General features: G+C 67.4%; 6 protein-coding genes. All 6 read right to left on the bottom strand.

All coding sequences use genetic code 11. From position 1 onward, the window contains the following. Positions 1 to 218 precede the first annotated feature (218 nt). Entirely contained in the window at positions 219 to 911 is a 693-nt protein-coding gene (phoB, locus tag WAL33_RS09510; RefSeq protein ID WP_422180754.1) for a phosphate regulon transcriptional regulator PhoB, read from the bottom strand. Positions 912 to 927: 16 nt separating this feature from the next. Then, positions 928 to 1,620 carry a phosphate signaling complex protein PhoU gene (gene phoU / locus WAL33_RS09505; protein WP_422180752.1) on the bottom strand — a complete coding sequence of 231 codons (693 nt, stop codon included), beginning with the start codon at positions 1,618 to 1,620 and terminating at the stop codon, positions 928 to 930. A gap of 19 nt (positions 1,621 to 1,639) precedes the next feature. Beyond that, positions 1,640 to 2,491 (bottom strand): phosphate ABC transporter ATP-binding protein PstB, encoded by an 852-nt coding sequence (pstB, locus tag WAL33_RS09500; protein WP_422180750.1) that lies wholly within the window; start codon positions 2,489 to 2,491, stop codon positions 1,640 to 1,642. Between the two features lie 52 nt (positions 2,492 to 2,543). Beyond that, complete coding sequence (gene pstA, locus WAL33_RS09495) at positions 2,544 to 3,848, bottom strand: phosphate ABC transporter permease PstA (RefSeq protein WP_422180748.1); 1,305 nt, start codon at positions 3,846 to 3,848, stop codon at positions 2,544 to 2,546. Further along, positions 3,841 to 5,283 carry a phosphate ABC transporter permease subunit PstC gene (gene pstC / locus WAL33_RS09490; RefSeq protein ID WP_422180747.1) on the bottom strand — a complete coding sequence of 481 codons (1,443 nt, stop codon included), beginning with the start codon at positions 5,281 to 5,283 and terminating at the stop codon, positions 3,841 to 3,843. Before pstC ends, pstA begins: the two co-directional genes overlap by 8 nt. 225 nt (positions 5,284 to 5,508) lie before the next feature. Next, positions 5,509 to 6,396 (bottom strand): sensor histidine kinase (locus tag WAL33_RS09485; protein ID WP_422180745.1); only part of this gene is annotated, 888 nt, incomplete at its 5' end.

Raw genomic sequence — 6,396 nt, 5'->3', positions numbered from 1 at the left:
GATACATAGAGGACAGGAACAGGTTTTATACGATAAGGTTTCACGCGTACGCGCTGGTTGAATAACCGCCGGCCAATAATATTGAATCGGACCACCGTCCACCGAGGGTCGAAAACGGAAGCCGGCGCAGCCGCCCGTAACCCGCCCCCAAAACGCCAACAGCCCTGACCTCTCGGCCAGGGCTGTCGTATCGTTCAAAGCCGATCGGCCGTTCGCCTCTAAGCCGCGTCCAGGTCCAGCGAATACCCCGCCGAGCGCACCGTGCGGATCGGGTCGCCGTCGATGTCGCCGTTCAGGGCCTTGCGCAGGCGGCCGATGTGGACGTCCACGGTGCGGGCCTCGACATAGACGTCCGAGCCCCAGACCGCGTCCAGCAGCTGCTCGCGGCTGAACACCCGGCCCGGGTGCTGCATCAGGTAGTCGAGCAGGCGGAACTCGGTCGGGCCCAGGTGGACTTCCTTGCCCTGGCGCTTCACGCGGTGGGCGACGCGGTCGATGACGATGTCGCCCACCGTGATGCGGTCGTCGGCCAGGCCCGGACGGATGCGGCGCAGCACGGCGCGGACCCGGGCGGTCAGCTCGATCATCGAGAACGGCTTGACCACATAGTCGTCGGCCCCGGTGTCGAGGCCGCGGATGCGGTCGCTCTCCTCGCCGCGCGCCGTCAGCATGATGATCGGCACGTTGCGGGTTTCGCTGCGGCCGCGCAGGCGGCGGCAGACCTCGATGCCCGAGACCTTGGGCAGCATCCAGTCGAGGATCACCAGGTCAGGCGCGCGCTCCGACGCCATGGTCAGGGCTTCCTCGCCGTCGCCGGCCACGCCGACGACATAGCCTTCCTTGTCGAGATTGTAGTGCAGCAGGGTGGCCAGGGCGTCTTCGTCTTCGACCACCAGAACGTACGGAGTCACTGCGCTGGCCCTCTAATCAGTTCGACAGGGTGTCGAGCTTGGGCCGCTGGGAGATGATCTCCTCGCCGGTCAGCTCGAAATGGATGATCTCGGCGATGTTGGTGGCGTGGTCGCCGATGCGCTCGAGGTTCTTGGCGACGAACAGCAGGTGGGCGCACGGATTGATCGTCCGGGGATCGCCCATCATGTAGGTCAGCAGTTCGCGGAAGATGGCGTTGTAGTGCTCGTCCACCTCTTCGTCGCGGCCCCACACGCCGATGGCGCGCTGCAGGTCCGAGGCGGTGTAGGCGTCCAGCACGTCCTTCAGACGGCCCTGGACCAGCTTGCCCATGCGCTCGATCGAGCGGGTCAGGGCGGTCATCGGGTCGGCTTCGGTCAGGATCAGGGCGCGCTTGCCGATGTTCTTGGCCATGTCGCCGCAGCGTTCCAGGCTCATCGAGATCTTCAGGGCGGCCACGGCGTGGCGCAGGTCCACGGCCATCGGCTGGCGCAGGGCGATCAGGCGGAACGCCTTGCGCTCGATCTCGGCCTGCAGGATGTCGAGCCGCTCGTCGCGGGCCACCACTTGCTGGGCCAGGGGCGCGTCGCGGCGGGCGATGCAGTCGATGGCGTCGGCGACCTGGGCCTCGGCCATGCCGCCCATGCGGGTGACCTCGGCCGTGAGGTGGTTCAGTTCTTCGCCGTAGGATTTGACGGTATGTTCGGTCATGGCTGGATGATCCTACCGGTTAGCCGAAGCGGCCGGTGATGTAGTCTTGCGTGCGGGTGTCGCGAGGATTGGTGAACATCTCCTCGGTCGGACCGCTCTCGACCAGCTTGCCCAGGTGGAAGAAGGCGGTTTTCTGCGAGACCCGGGCGGCCTGGGCCATCGAGTGGGTGACGATGACGATGCAGAACTGATTGCGCAGTTCGTCGATCAGCTCCTCGATCTTGGCGGTGGCGATCGGGTCCAGGGCCGAGCAGGGCTCGTCCATCAGGATCACCTCGGGGCTGACGGCGATGGCGCGGGCGATGACCAGGCGCTGCTGCTGGCCGCCCGACAGGCCGGTGCCGGGCTGGTGCAGGCGGTCGGCGACCTCGTTCCACAGGCCGGCCTTCTTCAGGCTGCCCTCGACGATGGCCTCCAGCTCGGCCTTGCCGGTGGCCAGGCCGTGGATTTTCGGACCGTAGGCGACGTTCTCGAAGATCGTCTTGGGAAACGGGTTGGGCTTTTGGAACACCATGCCGACCCGCGAGCGCAGCACCACCGGATCGACGCTCTTGGCGTTGACGTCGGCGCCGTCGATCTCGATCGAGCCCTGGACCTTGGCCGACGGGATGGTGTCGTTCATCCGGTTGATGCAGCGCAGGAAGGTCGACTTGCCGCAGCCCGACGGGCCGATGAAGGCGGTGACCGACTTGGCCGGCACGTCCAGGCTGACGTCGAACAACGCCTGCTTGTCGCCGTAGAAGACGTTGACGTCGCGCGCCCGGATCTTGAACTCGCTGGTGGACACGTTGCCGTGGCCGGCGGGGATCGCCGAGGCCAGGGACGGAGCTTGGGCGGCGGCGATGGTGTCGTCGCGGTTTTCGGTCGGCATGGCGTGTCCCAGCGAAAGGGATGAAGCGAGGGGATTGAAGAAGGTCATCAGTCTACCACCGGCGTTCGAAGCGGCGGCGCAGGATCACGGCGGCGGCGTTCATGACGATCATGAAGACCAGCAGCACGATGATGGCCGCGGCGGTGCGTTCGTGGAAGGCGCGCTCCGAAGCGTTCTCCCAGATAAAGACCTGGACAGGCAGCACGGTGGCCGAGCTGCTGAAGCTCTCCGGCGCGCCGGGCACGAAGGCGACCATGCCGATCATCAGCAGCGGCGCGGTCTCGCCCAGGGCGTGGGCCAGCGACAGGATGGCGCCGGTCATCACGCCGGGCATGGCCAGCGGCAGCACGTGGTGGAAGACGGTCTGGGCCTTGGAGGCCCCGACGCCCAGGGCGGCTTCGCGGATCGAGGGCGGCACGGCCTTCAGCGCGCTGCGGGTGGCGATGATCACGGTCGGCAGGGCCATCAGGGCCAGCACCAGCCCCCCGACCAGCGGCGAGCCGCGCGGCACGTGCAGCCAGTTGATGAACAGGGCCAGGCCCAGCAGGCCGTAGACGATCGACGGCACGGCGGCCAGGTTGTTGATGTTGACCTCGATGACGTCGGTCCAGCGGTTCTTCGGAGCGAACTCCTCCAGATAGACCGCGGCCAGCACGCCCACCGGGATGGCGATCACGGCGGTGATGATCAGCATCATCGCCGAACCGATCACCGCGCCCCAGACGCCGGCCTGTTCGGGCTCGGTGGAGTCGGAGTTGGTGAAGAACTTGGTGTTGAAGCCGGCCTTGACCGTGCCGTCCTTGCGCAGCGTGTCCAGCCAGTCCAGCTGCTGATTGTCCAGCTTGCGGTCTTCCTCGGCGGTCGAGCGCTTGATCTCGCCCTTGTAGTAGAGGTCGGCGTCGGCCTTGACCGAGCCGGTGACGTTGACGGTCTTGCCGATCAGCGAATGATCCTTCTTGATCATCTGCAGCAGCTGGTTGCCGAAATCGCGCGAGGTCAGGTCCATGATCTTGCCCGACGTCGTGCCCAGGTCGTCGTCCTGGACACCCAGCTTCTTCATCATCGCCTCGGCGACGATGTAGTCGTAATTGACCCCTTCCAGCGCGGCCACGTCGATGCGCTCGGGGTTCAGATAGACCGGCACCGTCAGGGTGTGGGTCTCGAAGGTCGAGTAGCCCTGGGTGACGATCCGGCCGACCAGCACCACCAGGAAGATCATGGCGATCACGATCGCCGCGACGCCCTGGGCGCGGAACAGCTTTTCCGAGCGGTGACGCTTCTTGAGCAGCGCTTCGCGCGTCGAGAGCGCGGCGGCCTTGGGGGCTGGCGCGCCGGAGTTGATAGCCGCGTCAGTCATATTGTTCCCGGTACTTCTGGACGATGCGCAGGGCGATGATGTTGAGACCCAGGGTGACCACGAACAGGGTCAGGCCCAGACCGAAGGCCGACAAGGTCTTGGGACTGTCGAATTCCTGGTCGCCGGTCAGCAGGGTGACGATCTGGACGGTCACGGTGGTGACGGTATCCAGCGGGTTGGCGGTCAGCTTGGCCTGCAGGCCGGCGGCCATGGTGACGATCATGGTCTCGCCCACCGCGCGGGACACGGCCAGCAGCATGGCGGCCATGATGCCCGGCAGGGCGGCGGGCAGGACCACCTTCTTGACGGTCTCGGACTTGGTCGCGCCCATGGCGTAGCTGCCGTCGCGAAGCGACTGGGGCACGGCGTTGATGATGTCGTCGGACAAGGAGGAGACGAAGGGGATCAGCATGATGCCCATCACCACCCCGGCCACCAGGGCCATCTGGTTCTGCACCTGCATCAGATACTGGGCCAGGCCGTCCATCGGGCCGCCGGCCAGCTGCTCGCCGATGCCGTTGAAGAAGGCGCGGAACAGCGGTCCCACGGTCAGGGCGGCGAAGAAGCCGTAGACCACGGTCGGCACGCCGGCCAGGATCTCGAGCAGCGGCTTGATGGTCGAGCGCAGGCCGCGATTGGCGTATTCCGACAGGTAGATCGCCGAGTAGAGCCCGATCGGCGCGGCCACCAGCATGGCGATGAACATCACCAGGAAGGTGCCGGCGAACAGCGGCACGGCCCCGAAAGCGCCCGACGAGGCCACCTGGTCGCTGCGCATGGCGATCTGCGGCGCCCATTCGGTGCCGAAAAGGAAGCTGAGCGGCGAGACGCTCTCGAAGAAGCGCCAGCTCTCGTAGATCAGCGACATCACGATGCCGACGGTGGTCAGGACGGCGGCGATCGAGCAGGCGATCAGCACGCCGGCGATCCAGCCCTCGACCCGGTTGCGGGCCCGGAATTCGGTGTTGATGCGCGGGGTGGCCAGCAGGAAGCCCGCCAGGGCCAGCAGGCCGGCCAGGCCCAGGACCGAGTAGCTGACGATGCCGTCGATGCGCTTGGCCTCGACCACCTTGGCGTCGAAGGCGGCCTTCAGGGGGCCGTCATAGGTCACCTCGCTGGCGGCCTGGCCGCTGGCGACGGCGTTGACGTCGCTGAAGAACACGTCCTGGCGGTCCGGCGTCAGGGATTGGACGACCGCCGGGCGCTGCGCCTGCAGCATGGAGTCCTCGACCCGGCCGCCGAAGGTGGCGCCCAGCAGCAGCAGCAGCGCCGCCGGGGCGCCGGCCCACAGGGCGGCGTACAGGCCGTAATAGTTCGGCAGCGAGTGAAGCTTGGCCGCCGAGCCGCCGGAGGACTTCAGCGCGCGGCCTCGACCGGCCATGAAGGCCGCGCCCGAGAACAGGACGAGAAACAGGAGCGAGAGCCAGGTCAGCATGCGTGCGGCGGGGTCTTGCGCGAAGGGATGCGATCACGACGCACAGCGCGCCGTACCGCCCAACCGATCTATGCCGGGCGGGCGCTGACCTTATGCGACGTTTTGACGACAGTTTTGCGACAGCGTCCGAAGCGGCGGGTTTTCAGGCCTTTGGCGAACTAGGCATTCCCCCGAAAGCCGGCCTTCCCGCCCTTATGACAGGAAGGGCGGATACGGAGGGACGCGCTACGAAGACGCGCTCACGCTCTCCGGCGCCTCCTGAGCGGCCGCCCCCCGGGCCATCGGGAAATAGACCCCGAACGTCGCGCCCTCGCCCTGCACGCTCTCCACCGTCATGCCGCCCCGGTGGCGGTTCATGATGTGCTTGACGATGGCCAGGCCCAGCCCCGTGCCCGACCGCTCGCCGCTCTTCTGGCCCTCGACCCGATAGAACCGCTCGGTCAGGCGCGGCAGGTGCTCGCGGGCCAGGCCCGGCCCCCGGTCGCTGACCCAGAGCGAGGCGTAGCGCTCGTCGACGGCGTGGTCGGGGGTCAGCAGCGACATGCGCGCGGCGGCGGAATCGCGCGGCGCGGCGGCCATGTCGGCGGTCAGGCCCGAGAAGATCTCGACCCGCACGACGCCGTCGCGCGGGGTGTACTTGATGGCGTTGTCGACCAGGTTCTGGATCACCTGGACGATCTGGTCGCGGTCGCCCTCGACCACCGCCGCGCCGCGCGGCGGCAGGACGGGGTCGAAGGTCACGGCCTTGTCCTTGGCCTGGGGCGCCAGGGCGTCCAGGACGTCGATCGTCGCCATGCCCAGGTCCACTTGACCCAGCGGCGCGATGTGCTCGTTGAGCTCGATCCGCGACAGGCTCATCAGATCGTCGATCAGCCGCGCCATCCGCTCGGCCTGGGCCTGCATGATGCCCAGGAACCTGTCGCGCGCGCCGACATCGTCCTTGGCGTGGCCGCGCAGGGTCTCGATGAAACCCGACAGCGAGGCCAGTGGCGTGCGCAGTTCGTGGCTGGCGTTGGCCAGGAAGTCGGCCCGGGTGCGCTCGCTGCGTCGGGAATCGGTCTCGTCGCGCAGCACCAGCAGGGCCAGGCGCGCGCCGTCGGCGTCGGCCCCCAG

It is taken from the genome of Caulobacter sp. (assembly GCF_049283275.1).
Classification (GTDB): Bacteria; Pseudomonadota; Alphaproteobacteria; order Caulobacterales; family Caulobacteraceae; genus Caulobacter.
The sequence above is the reverse complement of the archived record's forward strand: the minus strand, read 5'-3'. Positions and strand labels throughout refer to the sequence as shown.

Coding starts and splice junctions, on each gene's coding strand:
- phoU (WP_422180752.1), bottom strand. CDS start 1,620: ATGACCGAACATACCGTCAAATCCTACGGCGAAGAACTGAACCACCTC.
- pstB (WP_422180750.1), bottom strand. CDS start 2,491: ATGCCGACCGAAAACCGCGACGACACCATCGCCGCCGCCCAAGCTCCG.
- pstA (WP_422180748.1), bottom strand. CDS start 3,848: ATGACTGACGCGGCTATCAACTCCGGCGCGCCAGCCCCCAAGGCCGCC.
- pstC (WP_422180747.1), bottom strand. CDS start 5,283: ATGCTGACCTGGCTCTCGCTCCTGTTTCTCGTCCTGTTCTCGGGCGCG.